An 18,911-nucleotide genomic window follows, 5' to 3' on the forward strand; every position below is an offset into this window, starting at 1 on the left:
GCTTTCGCGGAAAACAAAGATGATTACTAAATTAAACCTTGAAAACATATTGTTTTTGGACATTGAAACTGTTCCAGAAACGCAGCATTTTTCAGATTTAGACGAAACAAAACAAGCCCTTTGGGAACAAAAATCGAAATACCAAAGAAAGGAAGATTATACGGCAGAAGAATTTTATGATCGTGCAGGAATATGGGCAGAATTCGGTTTAATAGTCTGCATTTCGGTTGGCTATTTTACATTTCAAGGTGAAAACAGAATATTTAGAGTCACCTCCTTTTATGGCGATGAGGTTAAAATATTAAAGGACTTTAAAAATCTTATTATTTCTCATTTTAGCCAAACCAAACATTTACTTTGCGCACATAACGGTAAAGAATTCGACTTTCCTTACATTGCAAGACGTATGATAATCAATAATATTGAATTACCATATAAACTTAATTTATTTGGTAAAAAACCTTGGGAGGTACCTCATCTAGATACTTTAGAGCTTTGGAAATTTGGCGATTATAAAACCTATACCTCTTTAAAATTATTAACCAACGTTTTAGGAATTCCGTCTCCTAAGGACGATATTGATGGCAGCGAAGTATATCGGGTATTTTATGAAGAAAAAGAAATTGATAGAATAATAATCTATTGTGAAAAAGACACGATTGCCGTAGCTCAAATATTTTTAAGATTAAGAGGCGATTCCATTTTAACTGACGACGAAATTATACATATATAAATGGCTGAAAAACCCATACTACAAATTAAAAACCTCACAATTTCATTTGGAAAAAACGAAGTTATTCACGGTATTTCTTATAATCTAAATAAGAATGAAATACTTGGTATTGTAGGTGAATCTGGATCTGGAAAATCAGTGTCATCTTTAGCTATACTAGGCATCCTTCCAAAAAAAATATCAAAAATAAATTTTGGCAATATACTTTATAAAAACAAAGATTTAACAACACTGTCACCAAAATTATTTCAAAACATAAGAGGCAACAAAATAGCCATGATTTTTCAAGAACCTATGAGTTCTTTAAACCCATCGATGACTTGCGGTAAACAAGTCGAAGAAATTTTATTGCAGCACACCAACTTAACAAAAAAAGAAGCTAAAAATGAAACGCTTTTACTATTTGAGAAAGTAAAACTCCCTAATGTTGCCATTACACACCAAAAATACCCACACGAAATATCTGGAGGACAAAAACAACGTGTCATGATTGCTATGGCCATTGCCTGTAAACCTGATATTTTAATTGCCGACGAACCTACAACAGCATTGGATGTTACGGTACAAAAAGATATTATAAGCCTATTAAAAGAATTACAAGCCGAAACAAAAATGAGCATCATTTTTATAACGCATGATTTGGCTTTAATCTCTGAAATTGCACATAATGTTTTGGTTATGTACCAAGGTGATATTGTTGAACAAGGTCATGTATCCAATATATTTAACACCCCACAACACAACTACACCAAGGCTTTAATAAACTCTCGACCATCATTAGAAACGCGCCTTAAAACGCTACCAACTATTCAAGACTTTTTAGATAATAGCATTTCAACAGAAATTGTAACCACAGCACAACGTAAAAAAAATCACGAAAAACTATATGCCAAACCACCACTTTTAGAGGTCATTAATGTTGAAAAAGAATATATTTCTAAATCGGGTTGGTTTTCCAAACCTCAGCATTTTAAAGCCGTAAACAATGTGAGTTTTAAACTTTATGAAGGTGAAACTCTTGGGTTGGTAGGCGAATCGGGTTGCGGAAAATCAACCTTAGGCAATGCTATATTGCAACTAGATAAAGCTACTGCTGGTGCTATTTTATATAATGGCATTGATATTACTAAGCTATCAAAATCTAAAATTAGAATGCTTAGAAAAGACATTCAAATTATTTTTCAAGACCCCTACTCCTCTTTAAATCCTAGAATTCCTGTTGGCGAAGCTATTTTAGAACCTATGAAAGTTCACAAATTATATGCATCGGATAGCGAAAGAAAACAAAAAGTAATTAATATTCTGAACCGCGTAGGTTTATCTGAAGATTATTATAACCGCTATCCTCATGAATTTTCGGGTGGACAAAGGCAACGTATTGGCATTGCTAGAACCATTGCTTTACAACCTAAATTAATTGTTTGCGATGAGTCCGTTTCTGCTTTAGATATATCGGTTCAAGCGCAAGTTCTAAATCTGTTAAATGAGCTGAAAGAAGATTTTGGCTTTACCTATATATTTATCTCCCACGATTTGGCCGTAGTTAAATATATGTCCGACCAACTACTGGTGATGAATAAAGGTAAAATTGAAGAATTAGACGATGCAGATACTATTTATAGCAATCCGAAAAAAGATTATACAAAAAAGTTAATTCATGCTATTCCTAAAGGATTATAGCATGAATATCTTTTTTGTTAAATAAACCAAACTTTTGAAAAACTGCACATTATGTTTCAGTGATTCCTTGAATTTGCTTTCATCATTAGTAGGTAATTCAGGTAGATTTGCTGCAAAATTCATAAGCGGTTAGTTTAAGGTAGATTTGGGGAAATCTATAATTAATTTTGGTTTCATTGGGCTTCACAAATATAGGATATTTTTTAAGTTTATCGTTTAAAAACATAATTAATCGATGAAATGCATATTATTTTAACATTTTATGATTTTCAAGCATAATACCTTAACCACTTATTAAAATCAAACCAAATTCTTATTAAACATTAATGTTTTAAACGGTTATTTTCATTTTCAACCTTACCAAATAACATATAAACCATCTAAACAAATGCATTTCATCGAATAAACTGGTCATTTTATCGATTTATTGCTAATTTACACTATATTTAGCCAAACTAAATTAAGACAAGTCTTACATGAATCGTCTAAATAAACTTCAAAAAGAGCTAATATTATTTCTTGTAATATTACTTTGGTTTAATGTTCCGGCACAAACTAAAACACGACAAATATTTCTTTCAGACCCTTCACAGTCTTTAGATTTAATTGATCCTGTTGCAACATCAGATAGTTCGACATCACAATCTGAATTATTAGGATATTTTCCTTCGGCAACAGCGCAATTAGTTAATAGTTTCTCTGGATTCGCCGGAGTAACATCTAGTAGCGTTTTTACATTACCTAATGTTGAGGTTTTATCAGGCTTAAATCGTTTAATGCTGGTTGGTGTTTCCGCTAAGGACGGGAAAGTAACCGATATAACCTATAATGGTGTTTCTCTCAATTTGGTAGGTAAATTAGATGGCGATACTTTTTGCACTCAGGCACCAATAGTACTTGGTGCTAACTCAGCAGAAATCTACATATATTCCTACTTGAATCCGCCGATTGGAACTGCTGATGTAGTGGTAACCTTAGACTCCGATTATAAAAAAGGAATCGTAGTAGGTGCTTCAAATTATTCAGAAGTTAATCCATCTAATCCCTTTGGCACTTTTGCATCTGCCTCTTATAATGACGATGAGGATAGTCCTTTTGATCTATATATCCCATCAGCCAATGGAAATCTAGTTTTTGACATCTCGACCGTTAGAAATGGCACCCAAACGATGGATATTGGGCAAACAGAATTATACAACATAAATTCAGGAAGTGAGGTAAATGGGGGTTCAAGCACCGAAATAGCGACTAGCACTTCAACACTAACAACCTGGAGTAGCACAAGTTGCCAGGAAGTAGGCAGAGCAGGTATTGCTATTAATGGAGGTTATAATACGGAAGCAACTTTTTTGCAATCATTTGCATTGTGTGAAGCCTTAACCATCAAATCGAGTGAGCCCATATCAGTTTCAACGTATTTAAGTGTAGATAGTGGTGTAATACCTACAAACCCTTCTATCTCAGCAGAACTAAAATATGGCAGCACTAATATAATCACTTTAACTAATCCAACTTATAATAGTAGCACAGGGTTAATAACATGGACAGGCGCTCTTGGTTCAGATACCACTGTCCCACTTGCACAGTCTATAGCCTTAACAATAACAACTACCGAACTAAATGTTGGTTTTTATATCGATTTTGATAGTGAAACAAAACCATCTAAGATTGAATTTTCCACAGATTCAAGTTCAAATGCTTTACCTCCAAGTCTGCCGAGTGGAATTTCAGGAAATACAAATCCTTCAAATGGCACATCAGCATCTTATAGCGTGATAAATGTACCTGGTTTAACCTATAATTGGGTATTACCATCAGGGTGGACGCAAACTTCAGGTGACACTACCAATACCATAACAGTGACTGTAGGTAGCCAATCAGGAAACCTATCTGTAACACCAAATAATGGCAGTTGTGATGGTGACACACAAGTTTTAAGCTTATTTACTGCTACTAAGCAATTATATCTTTCCGACCCATCTCAAGCATTAGACAGAATTGATCCTGTTGCAAGTGCAGATACAACGACCACTAGTTCTCCTGTAATAACAGTTGGCTCATCGGTTACTGTCGATTTAATCGCAACACAAGACACGGGTATAAAATTAAAAAATGATGATAAAAATTATGGTTCCTGCACTTCAATTACAATTGATCGTGAAACCACCGACAGTCAGAGAATGCTAGTTCAATTTGACCTATCATCTATTCCTGCTGGAGCTGTCATAGAATCGGCAGAATTACAATTAAATTGTACTTCAGGCGCAGATATGGATGTTAGTGTTTTTAAAATTGGTGACACAGATACCTGGGATGAAGGGACTTTATGCGGTACAACAGGTGTTTCAAATTGGGTTCAAAGAACCTCTTCTTCAAACTGGAGCGCATTAGGAGCTATAGGCCCCAATTCTAATAGTGGAACGCCACTGTCTACAATTAATATTAATTCCACGGGTATCCAAACTTGGCCAGTAACATGCCTTGTTGAAGACTGGGTTTCTGGGGTATCAACAAATAACGGTATGGCACTAAGTGTATATCAAGCGTCTGGTGGAATGGGAAACAGAACTGCAACTTATGATAGTAGAGAGACATCAACAGGGGTTGCACCAACCTTACGTGTTACATACTCTACAAATGCTGTGGCCTTTAAACAAACACCAGAATTTTGTAGTCCATTTACAATAATTGGAGGAACACCGGTTGTGATTACCAACTATGTTAGTGTAGTTAGTGGAGCCATGCCTGCAAATCCTGATATAACAGCTATTTTAAAAACAAGTTGTTCTAATACAATTATTACAATTACCGATCCTTCTTATGATACGACTACTAACCTTATAACCTGGTCTGGATCTTTAGTAACAGACAACACTATTCCCACTGGAGAAGCCATTACACTAGTCGTTATTTCAAACGAATCTGGCGTGGAGTTTACAATAGATTATGATAGCCAAACCAAACCTTCTAAAGTAGAATTTGATACATCAACCTTTATAAACATTCCTTCCTTCCAAGTTTATGATGCGCCTTACCCTGGAGGATCTGTCATTACTTCTGCCGAAGCAGGATCATTGGTATATTTAAGAGCAGAGGCAACGGATCCATTTGGATCCTATGACATAACAGATTTAGAAACCAATACCTTCGGGACTCAAGCATCAGCAACATTGGTTAATACTACAAGCTGTTCAAAAATATTTGAGCAGGAGGTGTTTTTGTCCACAACTGGATCTCTTACATTTTCTGCTGAAGCTAAAGAAGGGCTTGAAAATACAGTTACAGATACAGAAACTGTAACCCTTTCTGTTATTTCAACAAAAATTGATTTTGATGGGACCGATGACTATGTAGATTTTGGTGATGTGCATGATTTAACGAGCTCCTATTCTTTGGAAGCCTGGGTTTTACAAGAAGCTACAAAACCGAACGCAACTGTTTTATCAAAAGGAAATAACAAAACAGGAAGTAAAAACGGTTATCAATTTAATATAGAAAATAATTTCCCGTCCTTAAGGTGGTTTGATAATACTGGTGCAGAAATATTAAATTTATCATCACCATTCCCTATTACAAATAACAAATGGCACCAAATTGCTACAACTTTTGATGGCTCTGTAGCTAAACTTTATATAGACGGCATAAAAGTAGCTGAAGAATCACTATCAGCTTCACTTATTGATATAAACGAAAAATTTATTATTGGAGCAAAATACAATAGTGATACACCAAACTCTCCTGACGATTATTTTAATGGTTTTATAGATGAGGTTAGAGTATGGAACGTGTCTTTAACAGAAATTCAGATTAGAGAAATGATGAATCAAGAAATTGAACAAAATGGGTCTGTAGTTAAAGGAAAAATCATACCATTAGACATCTCAGGAAGCCTGTTATGGTCTGATTTACAAGGATATTATCCTTTTGACGAAAACATTGCAAGTGATAAATCTGAAAACAATAATAATGGTTTAAATAAAAATATTTCAACCCTCGGGGAACAAACAACACCACTGCCTTACACAACAAGGATAGACAATCAAGAATGGACTACCAACGACACCTGGACAAACTATAATGTTTGGAATTCGCCTAATTCAATTGGGGTTGATGGAATCACACCGATTGATTGGAACATAGTTAAACTATCACATAATGTTTCTTCTGGAGATAAAGATATAACCGTTTTAGGTCTAATTTTAGACACTGCAAATAAGGAATTAACAATTGCAGAACCCACAGAAGCCCTAGACTATCAAAACAGTGGACAAAGCTTACGCATTACTGACTATCTAGAATTAGATGGTATTTTGGATTTAGTTGGAGAATCGCAGTTGCTACAAGATGAAGGTAGTATTTTGGATGCAGATAGTTCTGGTTATTTAGAGAAAGATCAGCAAGGAACCGCCAATAGTTTTAATTATAATTATTGGTCTTCATCTGTTGGACCTATTGGATCTACAGGAGCTAGAGGAACTGAAAGCACCAATGAAAACTTTACCATTTATGGAGCATTGCTTGATGGTTCGTCTGCAGACGATGGTGTTTACCCTAAAGCCATAAATTTCCAATCATCATATACTGCGGCCGACACTGCTGTTTCAGACCCAATAACCCTAAGTTCATATTGGTTATGGAAATACAACGGAAGCAACAATAATTACTATGCATGGCAACAAATGGATCAAAACACACCTATGCTACCTGGTGAAGGATTTACCATGAAGGGGACATCAGGTATCGCCCCCGTTTCCAACGAGCAGAACTATGTATTTAGAGGAAAACCGTATAATGGTAACTTTACATTACCTATAGAAGCAGGAAATGATCGACTTATAGGAAACCCTTATCCTTCAGCCATAGATTCACAAAAGTTTATTTTAGATAATATAAGCACCCTAAATGGTGGTAATAATATTAATGGTAATATAATTAATGGTGCCTTATACTTTTGGGATCACTTTGGTGAGGCAAATTCTCATAATACTTCCGATTATATTGGCGGTTATGCTACGAGAAACTTAATAGCAGGAGTACCAGCAATTGCCAATGATATAAGAATAAACGCTACTGGCGAAATAGGAACTAAGATTCCAGGACAATTTATCCCTACAAACCAAGGCTTCTTTGTAATAACAACAGTGGACGCTGCTTTAACCGGTTTAACCACCGTTGATGGCGGTGATATAATTTTCAAAAACAGCCATAGGGCATTCAAACCAGAATCGGTTACGAGTTCTGTTTTTATGAAAAATTCAGATCTATCTCAAATTAAAGAAAAAACAAATAAAGGAAGTAATGCGAGTTTTAATCAAAGTGCTGACATAGATGAGGACTCTAGACCAATTATCAGGTTAAAATTAGATTCACCCATCGGGTTGCATAGACAAATAGTGGTGGGAATAGATAAAAACGCTTCAAATTCCTTCGATATTGGCTACGATGCGGCAATTGCAGATAAAAACGCAGAAGACCTTTTTTGGATTATTGAAAATTCGAATTTTGTTATTCAAGGCGTTAATAATTTCAATTCTGATCAAGAATTGCCGTTAGGTTTAACTATCAGTCAAAGCGGGCTTGTAAGATTATCCCTTGACGCTCTAGAAAATATTGATTCTTCAATAGAAATTTATATTAAAGATAATGAAAAAGGAGAAACCTATAATATTAATGAAAACCCATTTGAAATAGAATTGGAAGCTGGAGAGTACTTAAAAAAGTTTTCATTAGTATTTCAACCGCGATTAAAAACGCTATCTGAGGTTCCCCTTCAAAATGGTATTTTTATTTTTATGAATAATCCATCTTCAAGTCTTGAAATAAAAAGAATAGTTGATACAGAAATACAAAGTATAACAATGTACAATACCTTAGGTCAGTTTATACATAGTTGGGATACTAACCTAACTGGTAGAAATATTTCCTTACCTATTAACACTATGTCAACAGGTATTTATTTAATACAATTACAAACCAAAAATGGCGTAATAAAAAAGAAAATTATTATTAAATAGAATTAAATATCCATTTCTGGAACCACTCCTTCAATAATCAAGGTGCCTTCTGTAGCATTCTTTATACTTTCGACAGTAACCCCTGGAGCCCGCTCTATTAATTTAAAACCTTTTGGGGTGACTTCTAAAACCGCGAGGTTAGTAACAATACGTTTTACACATCCTACCCCTGTTAATGGTAAACTACATGTTTTAAGAAGCTTAGACTCACCACGCTTATTAGTATGCATCATAGCCACAATAATATTTTCGGCACTAGCTACTAAATCCATGGCGCCTCCCATTCCTTTTACCATTCGTCCAGGAATTTTCCAATTTGCTATATCGCCATTTTCAGCCACTTCCATAGCGCCTAAAATGGTTAAATCTACATGCTTACCTCTTATCATGGAAAAACTAAGAGCTGAGTCAAAAAAACTAGCCCCCGGAAGCGTAGTAATAGTTTGTTTTCCCGCATTTATAATATCAGCATCCTCTTCGCCTTCCAAAGGAAATGGCCCCATGCCTAAAACCCCGTTTTCACTTTGAAATTCAACTTCTATATCATCTCTTACATAATTAGCCACTAGCGTTGGAATTCCAATTCCTAGATTAACGTAAAAGCCATCTTGAATTTCTTTTGCTATGCGTTTTGCGATTCCGTTTTTATCTAACATAAATATTTACTTTTTATTACTCCTAAAAAGAGGAGAAGCTTTTACATTGAAACTTAATTTTATAGTTTAAAAATCTACCTTAGAGGGGAGATCAAAGCTCTAACTTTTAGCTCTAACTGTTCGTTGTTCAATCCGTTTCTCGTAGACTTCGCCTTGAAAAATACGCTGAACAAATATCCCTGGAATATGAATTTGATTAGGATCTAATTCTCCTAAAGGCACCATTTCTTCAACCTCAGCAACGGTAATTTTTGCAGCCCCACACATATTAGGATTAAAATTTCTGGCCGTCCCCTTAAAAATTAAGTTACCTGCTGCATCGCCTTTCCATGCTTTTACAAAAGCAAAATCGGCTTTAAAAGCATGCTCTAAAACATACATTTTACCATCAAATTCTCGAGTTTCTTTACCCTCTGCGACTTCTGTACCATACCCTGCAGGCGTATAAATAGCAGGAAAACCAGCTTGTGCCGCTCTACAACGTTCGGCTAAGGTACCTTGCGGTATCAGTTCTACATCCAACTCACCAGTAAGCATTTGGCGTTCAAACTCATCATTCTCGCCTACGTAAGACGATACCATTTTTTTTATCTGCTTTTTTTGAAGTAATAATCCTAATCCAAAATTATCAACACCAGCATTATTAGATATACAGGTTAAACCTTTTACACCTAGTTTAACTAGCTCTGCGATGGCATTTTCTGGAATTCCACTTAACCCGAAACCGCCAAACATAAATGTCATATTATCAGAAACCCCCTTTAAAGCGTCTTTAACATTTGGTACTTTTTTATTAATCATTATTATTCAGTTTTTGCAATATAAATTTACGAATAATTGAATGATTTGTCGAAATTAATAACAAATAAAAAAACCATCCTTTTCAGAATGGTTTTTATTATTTAACTTTTTATGTTTATTGATTATCCAAAATCTAAATCATGAGGCGTATTTTCAGCTGGATCTTCATCCGTATCAGAAGCGCTTTCATGTTTAGAGCAATCAACATTAATTGATAAATTTTCAGGTTCTTTAAATTCTTCTTTAGAAACATCCAATGTTTCATCGGCATAACAACTTTTCATATAAACACCCCAAATTGGTAATGCCATTGCTGCACCTTGACCATAAGTTATCGATTTAAAATGCGCTGCTCTATCTTCTGCACCAACCCATACTCCCGTAACTAAATTTGGCACCATACCCATAAACCAACCATCACTTTGATTTTGGGTGGTTCCTGTTTTTCCTGCAATTGGGTTTGTTAATTCATAAGGATACCCTGTTATAACCTCCTTATAATCCGGCTTATTTTTAGCCCAACTATGTCTTAATCGGGCTCCAGAACCAATTTGTGTTACCCCTTCCATAAGCTTTACGGCCACATAAGTTGTTTCTTCACTTAACACATCGCGAGTTTCGGGTTTAAATTGATATAAAATAGTACCGTTTTTATCTTCTATACTAGTAACCATAACAGGTTTTGTATACACCCCTTGGTTGGCAAAGGTTGAATATGCACCTACCATTTCGTAAACACTAATATCCGGTGTCCCTAAGGCTATAGAAGGCACAGGAAGCATTTCGGACTCGATACCTAGTTTTTTAGCCAAATCGACAACGGTTTGCGGTCCTACTTTATCAATTAACTGCGCCGTAACTGTATTTACAGAATTCGCTAAAGCATTTTTTAAAGTTCTCGTTCCTCCATAATCATTATCACCTCCAGAATTACTAGGGCACCACTTCTCAGGATTTCCAAATTTATTAGCTTCAATACAGAATGGGACATCTGGAAATTCATCACAAGGCGAATAATGCAATTGATCTATTGCTGCGGTGTATACAAAAGGCTTGAATGTAGACCCTACTTGACGTTTTCCTTGTTTTACCATATCGTATTGGAAATGTCTGTAATTAATACCTCCAACCCAAGCTTTTACATGTCCAGTTTGTGGATTCATAGACATCAGCCCTGTTCTTAAAAACGATTTATAATAACGCATAGAATCAATTGGCTTCATTAAGGTATCAACCTCTGAAGCTTTACCGTCTTTCCATTCAAAAACGGTCATTTTAACAGGCTTATCAAACGACTTTATAATCTCTTCGTTTGATTTTTTTAAATCATATTTCATGTGCCTCCAACGCTCAGATTGTTTCATTCCACGTTTTAATAATGCATCTACCTCTTCTTTATCTAAATCTAAAAACGGTGCTGTTGGATTTCTTTGTGGTGTATTCTGATTAAAAAATTCGGCTTGCAACCTTGGCATGTGTTGTTGAACCGCATTTTCGGCGTGGGTTTGCATACGAGAATCTATAGTAGTATAAATTTTTAACCCATCGTTATACAAATTCCATTTAGTACCATCTGGCTTCGGATTGTTCTTAATCCAATCTTTCATAAACCCATCTAAATAGCCTCTAAAATAAGTAGCAATACCTTCTCTGTGAGATTCTGGCGAATAATTTAAATCAAGTTCTGTTTTTTGAAGCGAATCTTTTACTGTCTCGGTAATAAAATTGTATTTATGCATTTGGGCTAATACCACATTACGCCGGTTTTTAACACCTACAGGGTTACGCTCTGGTCGAGGGTTGTAAAGTGATGAATTTTTAAACATACCCACCAACATTGCAGACTCCTTAATATTTAAATCCTTAGGTTCTTTTCCAAAATAAATACGTGCTGCACTTCGAATACCATCTGCGTTATTACCAAAATCGTAAATATTAAAATACTGTGCTATAATTTCCTCTTTAGTATATTGACGCTCTAAACGGGTTGCAATAATCCACTCTTTAATTTTTTGAGAGATCCTACCAAAAGTACTCCTAGAAGCTACCCCTGTAAATAATTGCTTTGCTAATTGTTGCGATACCGTACTAGCACCACCACCGCCACCTAATGTTACAATAGCTCTTAAGGTACCACGTGCATCAATGCCAGAGTGCTCATGAAAACGAACATCTTCGGTTGCTATAAGAGCATCAACTAAATGTTGAGGGAATTCTGAGTAATTAACAGGTGTTCTATTATCGTTTAAATAGAATTTACCTAGTGTTTGACCATCAGAAGAAATAATTTCTGTGGCCAAGTGTGTTTTAGGGTTTTCTAAAACCGTGTGATCTGGTAAATCTCCAAAAATAGAGGTTAGGAAAAAAATCAAGAAAAGAGAAATAATACCTCCTAAAAATACAATCCAAAACCAACGGACATATTTTGAAAAATCTTGAACTGCTTTAGTTTCTTTTTTTGCTTTTGCCATTTACTATGTATTAAAAAACACTTAACCTAAACTAAGTGGGACAATTTTATTTTGCATTATGGTTTTCCACTCTAAACCCAATATCTGTTATACCATCTAACTCAACAACACCATTTACCTTACCATTTTCGCGCATAGCGTGCTGAATGTTTACCGTGTAAATTCCTGATTCTTGAAAAACAACCCCTTCTTTATACCACAATTTATTCTCCTTAATACTGGTATAACCTTCCCCTAAAAGTTTACCGCTTGGTTCTGCCATCCTATATTCTAGAGTGTCTTTTATTGTTTTACCATGTGGAAAAACCATTTCGACAATTAAAAAAATATTATTGAATTTATAGGCATTAGTATTTCTTAAATTAACAAATAAATTATGCTTATTTATAGAATCTGGTGGCGTGACTTTAAAGCTAATAATCGAATCTTTATGCCATGCATTTGGAACCGATTTGTATTTATCGAAAACACCATTAGAATCACATGAAACTATTACGGTAGAAAATATTAATAAAAATAATACGACTCTATTTTGCAGCATTATTATTGTTTTGAGGTTTTTTCTTGTTGTTTTTTCTACGTTTGTTTTGACCTTGGCTACGACTGCCTTGACTTTGATTATTTGGTTTTGGCTTATTTGAGCCTTGCTTTTGGTTCCCTTGGTTTTTATTAGGCGCTGCTTTTTTACTATTTGAAGCGTCTTTAGAATTCGTATTTTTATTAGTAGCAGGCTTTTTGTTAGCCTGACTACCTTTCCTTCTATTATTTTTACGATTGTTTTTGCCTTTTGGACTATCAAAACGTGTTAAACTATCTTGACCAACAACGTTCTCAAAAACTTCTTTAGTATCTTCTTCTAAAATTTCTAAAGCATACTCTTCAAGACTGGCTACTTTTTTCTTTTGTTTATTTAACTCAATAATTTCGTTGGCTTGATCTGTAGTAATTTTATGCCAATTCATCCACTCACCTTCATAAGCGTACCACAAATGGCCTTTAAAAATATCTGTTTTTTGGCACACCGCTGTTCCCTTTTGGGTATATAACTTGGTGTCGTTTTTAGGAAAACTTTTTAGCGCATCAAGGTAAGTGTCTAGCTCATAATTTAAGCAACATTTCAACTTACCACATTGTCCTGCTAACTTCTGAGGGTTTAATGATAATTGCTGATAACGAGCCGCCGATGTACTTACTGAACGAAAATCTGTTAACCACGTAGAACAACATAATTCGCGTCCACAAGAACCAATACCACCTAGTCTTGCAGCTTCTTGACGAAATCCAACTTGTTTCATTTCAATACGAGTTCTAAACTCGCGTGCAAAAACCTTAATTAATTCACGAAAATCGACACGTTCTTCTGCGGTATAATAAAAAGTTGCTTTACTAGCATCTCCCTGAAATTCGATATCTGAAATTTTCATTTGAAGATTCAAATCGATTGCAAATTGACGCGCTCTAACCTTCATTGGCTCTTCCTTGTCTCTTGCAGCCGACCAAATATCAATATCTTTTTGACTTGCTTTTCTATAAATTTTTAGAACTTCTTCTGGTTTTTCAGAAATGTTTTTACGTTTCATTTGAACGCGAACCAATTCCCCCGTAAGGGTAACCATACCAATATCATGACCTGATTTGGCTTGTGTAGCAACAATATCACCAATACTTAAAGTTAAATGTTCTGTATTGTTGTAGTACTCTTTTCTGCCATTTTTATAACGTACCTCAACCCAATTAAATGGTTTTTCCCCATTAGGTAAAGACATGTTTGCTAACCAATCGAATACGGTTAACTTATTACAACTATCTGTACCACAAGTACCATTGTTTTTGCAGCCTTTTGGTGAGCCGTCTTTAGTTGAGCAACTTGCGCAAGCCATATTTTATATATATTGATTCCGTATAGAAAAGTATCTAGCGGAAGATGGTTTGTATCTATTCTATTTTTCAATTTCATTTTACAGCATAGCAATCTGTAAATATCTGATAATGAAATTTTAAGAAGCCTCTTTTTAATTGCTATTACAAAAAACACTTCAAGATGTAAATATAAGATTATTATGAGAGACTATAAAGCAAAGGGTTTTATAATTTTTTTTCAATTAAAATTAACATCATAATTAAGTTTATTTGAGGTTGTGCTAAGTTCTTTTTTGGACTTAAAAATATTGGAAAACAGCAATTTACTCCAACCTATTTTTTTGCTAAACTCGTTAAAGCTTTCTTCTTTCCAATTAAAATTTTCTTTCCAAAAACTAGTGGGAGACACATAACAGAAGGTGTAATCGAATATAAAACTAGCTTCGTTTTTATGAGCCAATTTAGCAATAGATTTAGGTGCCAATAAGGTAATTTTATTCGACTTACAGTGTTCTGAAATTTCTTGTATTATTTCGGAATAATCATCCTTTAAACTCGAAATATCAAAATCATTATACTCTGTATTTCCTATTTTTTGAATGGGACGCACCTGAAGTATATCAAAACTACCTCCATCAAAATATTTAAAAAAGTCTTTTAATTCATGAAAATTATCCTTGTTAAAAGTATAATTTATACGCACCTTAAAATCGTATTTTTCTTTTAGTTTTTTAAAAGCATTAAAAGCAGCATGAAATTTTTCGTAGTCTGCATTTTTCATAAAATTCTCGTAAGACTCTTTTTTAACCCCATGAAGCGATATGGTAAACTCATTTAATCCAGCCTTTAAAAGCGCTTCTATTTTTTCTTCGGTAAGTAAATTAGCATTCGTAGTAAGCGAGATATAAGGCACGTTATAAGCCTTACCTAAAGCTATTAACTCTGGTAATTTTTTATATAGCGTTGGCTCCGTCCCACAACCAACCTGTAATTTTAAGGCTCTTTTAAAAACGGTTTCTGCTACACGTTTTATGTCTTCCTCACTAAATTGACCTTTTAGTTTTTTAACATATTCTTCATCTGTAAAATAACACATTTTACAACGTAAATTACATGCTAAAACAGGATCTAAATTTACTGCTAAATACCTTTTATTTAACTTATGTAAAATATATAAACCAAGAAATTTCACCCTATGGTTTTTTATTTTCTTATTAAGTTTTAAAAGTTTGTATATATCCATTAATCCTTTTTCAGAACTTCAAAAGTATGCATTTAATCGGTTTTAAGTTTTAACTAGTTAACCATTCTGTATAAAACATAACCCTTTAGCAAATTAAATCTTACAAAAATCTAAGGAATGCACTTAATTAAAAAACTTTACAATCATTAACTATCAAAAAAAAGGCTCCTAATTTTAGAAGCCTTTTTTCTATTTTTTAAAACTTTCAAAAATATTTCGCAAGTCTTTTTTATATGGTAAATGGTCGGCACGACCTTTCTTAAAAATATCATTACTATTAGCTTGTCCTTTTCGTAAAGCCTTTTGCTCTTCAAATGGTAAAGCATGAATCTCTTTACAATTGGTAGAGCAGCAATTATTCATCTCTTCTTTACATTTATCACATTGTATAAACAGCAAATGGCAAGCATCATTAGCACAATTAGTATGAACATCAAAAGCATCGCCACATTGATGACATTTAGCAATAACATCATCACTAATACGTTCGGCACGTCTTTCATCAAAAACAAAATTCTGCCCCATAAACTTATTTTCTAAGTCTTTGTCCTTCACCTGTCGTGTATATTCAATAATACCACCTTCTAACTGAAACACATTTTTAAACCCCTTGTGTTTAAAATACGCACTCGCTTTTTCACATCGAATTCCTCCTGTACAATACATTACCAAATTCTTATCTTCCTTATGGTCTTTCAAATCGTCCTCAATAATATCTAACGACTCCCTAAAGGTATCAACATCTGGTGTTACCGCATTTTTAAAATGCCCAATTTCACTCTCATAATGATTTCTCATGTCCACCAAAACGGTGTTATTATCCTCAATAAGCTCATTAAACTTTTCAGCATCAACATGCACACCTTTATTGGTAACATCAAAAGTGTCGTCCTTTAAGCCATCGGCAACAATTTTGTTTCGCACCTTTACTTTCAATTTTAAAAACGACATGTTATCCTGCTCTACAGCAATATTTAAACGGATACCTTTTAAAAAATCAATAGTATCTAAATGTGTTTTAAATTCGTTAAACCGGTCTGCTGGTAATGACAATTGACCATTAATCCCTTCTTGAGCCACATAAATACGTCCTAAAACGTCTAGTTTATTCCAAGTAATAAATAACTGATCTCTAAATTCCTGAGGATTTGTAATTTTAGCGTATTGGTAAAAAGAAAGTGTTAATCGATCCTTTCCGGCTTTTTCGATTAACTCTGCTCTTTCCTTCGCGCTTAATGTATTGTACAGTTGCATGCTATACTAAATTTTTAAGTTAAAGAATATTTTAAGATGCAAAAATACAATTAATATACAATTACACAATTTTAAAAATTTGGGCGCTACCAAAAGGTCGGGCTATCCATTGCAAGTCCTCGCACTTCCTGCGTCAGGCTGTGGGCTTTTCATTACTATCCCTAGCGCAATTATCCACCAAGGTCAAAGTTTAAAAAACGGGCTATAGGTTTATTTTAATAACACACCCTTTAATCCCTAAAAAAACAAAAAAGCACCTAAAACTACTGTTTTAGATGCTTTTTATCGAGTTTAGAGTTAGTCTTTATATCAAAACTCTTTTGGTAAATTTGATAGCAATATCTTTTCCCTTTACTATCTAGATGCATAATACTAAAAAAGGTTGCGTTAAACTTTAAAAAAAAATTTAAGCCCTAAAATCAAGTATTTACCACTACATTTAAGGATGTTGAAAACTATTATTGTAACATGATAAAAGATATAGTACTTTAGCATACAATTTTTCAGAAAAAAAAAGAAAATGAGCAGCGATAAAGAAAAAGAAGCAAAATTAAAAGCACTAAAACTAACTTTAGATAAATTAGATAAGGCCTACGGAAAAGGAACCGTAATGAAAATGAGCGATTCTGCAATAGTAGATGTCGAAGCCATCCCTTCAGGTTCATTAGGTTTAGATATTGCTTTAGGCGTTGGTGGTTATCCACGAGGCCGAGTTATTGAAATTTACGGACCAGAATCTTCTGGTAAAACAACCTTAACCTTGCATGCCATTGCCGAAGCGCAAAAAGCTGGAGGTATAGCAGCATTTATTGATGCAGAGCATGCTTTTGATCGTTTTTATGCCGAAAAATTAGGCGTTGATATCGATAACCTTATAATCTCGCAACCAGATAATGGTGAGCAAGCCTTAGAAATTGCCGATAATTTAATTCGTTCTGGAGCTATCGATATTGTTGTAATAGATTCTGTAGCAGCCTTAACACCAAAAAGTGAAATTGAAGGCGAAATGGGAGACTCCAAAATGGGACTTCACGCGCGTTTAATGTCGCAAGCCTTAAGAAAACTAACAGCCTCTATTAGCAAAACCAATTGTACTGTAATTTTCATTAACCAATTACGTGAAAAAATTGGTGTTATGTTTGGTAACCCTGAAACAACAACAGGTGGTAATGCATTAAAATTCTATGCTTCTGTAAGATTAGATATTAGACGATCTACACAAATAAAAAGTACAGACGGTAACGTAATGGGTAACAAAACCCGTGTAAAAGTGGTTAAAAACAAAGTAGCACCGCCTTTTAGATTAGCAGAATTCGATATCATGTATGGCGAAGGCGTATCTAAAGTTGGTGAAATTTTAGATCTTGCTGTAGATCATGAAATAATAAAGAAAAGTGGTTCCTGGTTTAGCTACGACGAAACCAAACTAGGCCAAGGTAGAGATGCGGTAAAGGCATTAATTAAAGACAATCCAGAACTTATGGACGAGCTAGAAGCTAAGGTTAGAAAAGTAATAGACGAACAAGAATAAATAAATTAAAATCCCGTTAATTCGGGATTTTTTAGTTTACACCCTTTCCTTATCGCTCTTTGCATCTTTTAAACAAACTTCACCCTATTAAAAAACACAAATTTTACAGATAATAAACTTGCTACAAAACATTTAACGTTAGTACACATAATTTACAAGGCCACTAATTAAACTAATTTTATACGCAACCATTTGGTTTATTTTGCATCTTAATAGTGCAAACATGTAAATAACCCTAAAAATTAATTTGCTATGAAAAATTTACTTGTACTTTGTTTAACACTGTTACTGTGCGTATCTTGTAGTATTGATGACGATGCCACTAGTTTTAGTTTTGAAATTTTACCTGTAGAAAGTGTAGACATACCAGACGAATTCGAGTTAGGTGAAGTTTATCCAATAACAGTAACCTACTTAAATCCATCATCGTGTCATGCTTTTAAAGAGTTTTATTATTTGAAAGAAAATAATGAAAGAACAGTAGCTCCAATAACTTATGTTTTTGATCAAAACAACTGTGAAACTTTTGAAAACCAAGAAACAGAAGCTACCTTTAACTTTAAAGTAACTAGTAATGGCTCGTATATTTTTAAGTTTTGGCAGGGTGAAGATGCCGATGGCGAAACACAATATTTAACCATTGAAGTGCCCGTTGTAGAGTAAGTATT

At 34.2% G+C, this 18,911-nt stretch carries 12 protein-coding genes; 5 read left to right on the forward strand and 7 right to left on the reverse strand.

The genetic code is table 11. The features are described 5' to 3' along the window. Window positions 1–19 precede the first annotated feature (19 nt). The 3 genes from ABJM36_RS06740 to ABJM36_RS06750 all read left to right on the forward strand — a co-directional run bounded on the left by ABJM36_RS06740 (window position 20) and on the right by ABJM36_RS06750 (window position 8,427). On the forward strand, window positions 20–733 hold the full coding sequence (locus tag ABJM36_RS06740; RefSeq protein ID WP_348450490.1) for a 3'-5' exonuclease: 714 nt from the start codon (window positions 20–22) through the stop codon (window positions 731–733). Continuing rightward, the gene (locus ABJM36_RS06745) at window positions 734–2,413 is read left to right on the forward strand and encodes an ABC transporter ATP-binding protein (RefSeq protein WP_348450492.1); all 1,680 of its coding nucleotides are present in this window, start codon (window positions 734–736) and stop codon (window positions 2,411–2,413) included. Window positions 2,414–2,889: 476 nt separating this feature from the next. Beyond that, on the forward strand, window positions 2,890–8,427 hold the full coding sequence (locus ABJM36_RS06750; RefSeq protein WP_348450494.1) for a LamG-like jellyroll fold domain-containing protein: 5,538 nt from the start codon (window positions 2,890–2,892) through the stop codon (window positions 8,425–8,427). A gap of 2 nt (window positions 8,428–8,429) precedes the next feature. On the opposite strand, the gene ABJM36_RS06755 is transcribed toward ABJM36_RS06750, so the two are convergent. From ABJM36_RS06755 to ABJM36_RS06785, 7 genes are all read right to left on the reverse strand, one after another. Then, window positions 8,430–9,083 (reverse strand): CoA transferase subunit B, encoded by a 654-nt coding sequence (locus tag ABJM36_RS06755; protein WP_348450496.1) that lies wholly within the window; start codon window positions 9,081–9,083, stop codon window positions 8,430–8,432. A 99-nt stretch (window positions 9,084–9,182) separates the two neighbouring features. Further along, complete coding sequence (locus tag ABJM36_RS06760) at window positions 9,183–9,884, reverse strand: CoA transferase subunit A (RefSeq protein ID WP_348450498.1); 702 nt, start codon at window positions 9,882–9,884, stop codon at window positions 9,183–9,185. A 122-nt stretch (window positions 9,885–10,006) separates the two neighbouring features. Next, the gene (locus tag ABJM36_RS06765) at window positions 10,007–12,355 is read right to left on the reverse strand and encodes a transglycosylase domain-containing protein (protein ID WP_348450500.1); all 2,349 of its coding nucleotides are present in this window, start codon (window positions 12,353–12,355) and stop codon (window positions 10,007–10,009) included. Window positions 12,356–12,401: 46 nt separating this feature from the next. Continuing rightward, window positions 12,402–12,896: a gliding motility lipoprotein GldH gene (locus tag ABJM36_RS06770; protein ID WP_348450502.1), complete on the reverse strand. Its 495-nt coding sequence runs from the start codon at window positions 12,894–12,896 to the stop codon at window positions 12,402–12,404. After that, on the reverse strand, window positions 12,883–14,235 hold the full coding sequence (gene ricT, locus ABJM36_RS06775; RefSeq protein WP_348450504.1) for a regulatory iron-sulfur-containing complex subunit RicT: 1,353 nt from the start codon (window positions 14,233–14,235) through the stop codon (window positions 12,883–12,885). Before ricT ends, ABJM36_RS06770 begins: the two co-directional genes overlap by 14 nt. Before the next feature lie 218 nt (window positions 14,236–14,453). Next, window positions 14,454–15,458, reverse strand: coding sequence for a radical SAM protein (locus ABJM36_RS06780; RefSeq protein ID WP_348450506.1), 1,005 nt, complete (start codon window positions 15,456–15,458; stop codon window positions 14,454–14,456). A gap of 189 nt (window positions 15,459–15,647) precedes the next feature. Next, window positions 15,648–16,712, reverse strand: a complete 1,065-nt coding sequence (locus tag ABJM36_RS06785; RefSeq protein WP_348450508.1) for a rhodanese-related sulfurtransferase — start codon at window positions 16,710–16,712, stop codon at window positions 15,648–15,650. Between the two features lie 520 nt (window positions 16,713–17,232). On the opposite strand from ABJM36_RS06785, the gene recA reads away from it, so the two are divergent. Both recA and ABJM36_RS06795 read left to right on the forward strand, forming a co-directional pair. Then, window positions 17,233–18,243, forward strand: a complete 1,011-nt coding sequence (gene recA / locus ABJM36_RS06790; protein ID WP_348450510.1) for a recombinase RecA — start codon at window positions 17,233–17,235, stop codon at window positions 18,241–18,243. A gap of 252 nt (window positions 18,244–18,495) precedes the next feature. Continuing rightward, window positions 18,496–18,906, forward strand: coding sequence for a hypothetical protein (locus tag ABJM36_RS06795; protein WP_348450512.1), 411 nt, complete (start codon window positions 18,496–18,498; stop codon window positions 18,904–18,906). The last annotated feature ends 5 nt before the right edge of the window (window positions 18,907–18,911 follow it).

Origin of the sequence: Algibacter sp. (assembly GCF_039977455.1) — a bacterium.
Taxonomy (GTDB): domain Bacteria; phylum Bacteroidota; class Bacteroidia; order Flavobacteriales; family Flavobacteriaceae; genus Algibacter_B.

Bases quoted from the DNA above. Each gene is read 5' to 3' on its own strand.
- ABJM36_RS06760 (WP_348450498.1), bottom strand. From the start codon at position 9,884: ATGATTAATAAAAAAGTACCAAATGTTAAAGACGCTTTAAAGGGGGTT.
- ABJM36_RS06740 (WP_348450490.1), top strand. From the start codon at position 20: ATGATTACTAAATTAAACCTTGAAAACATATTGTTTTTGGACATTGAA.
- ABJM36_RS06745 (WP_348450492.1), top strand. From the start codon at position 734: ATGGCTGAAAAACCCATACTACAAATTAAAAACCTCACAATTTCATTT.
- ABJM36_RS06780 (WP_348450506.1), bottom strand. From the start codon at position 15,458: ATGGATATATACAAACTTTTAAAACTTAATAAGAAAATAAAAAACCAT.
- ricT (WP_348450504.1), bottom strand. From the start codon at position 14,235: ATGGCTTGCGCAAGTTGCTCAACTAAAGACGGCTCACCAAAAGGCTGC.
- ABJM36_RS06795 (WP_348450512.1), top strand. From the start codon at position 18,496: ATGAAAAATTTACTTGTACTTTGTTTAACACTGTTACTGTGCGTATCT.
- ABJM36_RS06755 (WP_348450496.1), bottom strand. From the start codon at position 9,083: ATGTTAGATAAAAACGGAATCGCAAAACGCATAGCAAAAGAAATTCAA.
- ABJM36_RS06785 (WP_348450508.1), bottom strand. From the start codon at position 16,712: ATGCAACTGTACAATACATTAAGCGCGAAGGAAAGAGCAGAGTTAATC.
- recA (WP_348450510.1), top strand. From the start codon at position 17,233: ATGAGCAGCGATAAAGAAAAAGAAGCAAAATTAAAAGCACTAAAACTA.
- ABJM36_RS06765 (WP_348450500.1), bottom strand. From the start codon at position 12,355: ATGGCAAAAGCAAAAAAAGAAACTAAAGCAGTTCAAGATTTTTCAAAA.
- ABJM36_RS06770 (WP_348450502.1), bottom strand. From the start codon at position 12,896: ATGCTGCAAAATAGAGTCGTATTATTTTTATTAATATTTTCTACCGTA.
- ABJM36_RS06750 (WP_348450494.1), top strand. From the start codon at position 2,890: ATGAATCGTCTAAATAAACTTCAAAAAGAGCTAATATTATTTCTTGTA.